Source organism: uncultured Cedecea sp. (genome assembly GCF_947498825.1).
In the GTDB taxonomy this organism is placed as follows: Bacteria; Pseudomonadota; Gammaproteobacteria; order Enterobacterales; family Enterobacteriaceae; genus JGM124.
This window is the reverse complement of sequence record NZ_CANMLV010000075.1, coordinates 1-364: the sequence shown is the minus strand read 5'-3', so window position 1 is coordinate 364 and position 364 is coordinate 1. Positions and strand designations below refer to the sequence as shown.

Below are 364 nucleotides of genomic sequence, written 5' to 3'. Positions count from 1 at the left end.
GCGCGTAACGTCGACAGTCTGCTGAACCAGCAGATCCTGCCGGTACTCAGCCAGCAGCTGCTGACCCATATGGCGGCAAAACAGAAACCCCGCACCCTGACGCTCAGCTGGAGCGACGAAGACGGGATAGGACTGGAATTTGACCAGACAGAAGGAGTACACGGATGAGTGGCCGCTTTCCGTTTATCTTCAGTCACCACCACCATCTGCTGGCGGTGAAAGGCTGTGACACCAATATGGACGTGCTGGCGTTTGAGGGAACAGAAGCCCTGAGCACTCCGTTCAGTTACCGCATTGAGTTCACCAGCACAAACCATGCTATCAGCAAAGAGATGATGCTGATGAAGAACGGCTCCCTGACGCT

At 55.2% G+C, this 364-nt stretch carries 1 pseudogene; it reads left to right on the top strand.

Annotated features, from left to right (window positions below):
• Positions 1-164 precede the first annotated feature (164 nt).
• A pseudogene (locus tag Q1A40_RS22985) lies at positions 165-364 on the top strand (Rhs element Vgr protein); the annotation flags it as partial.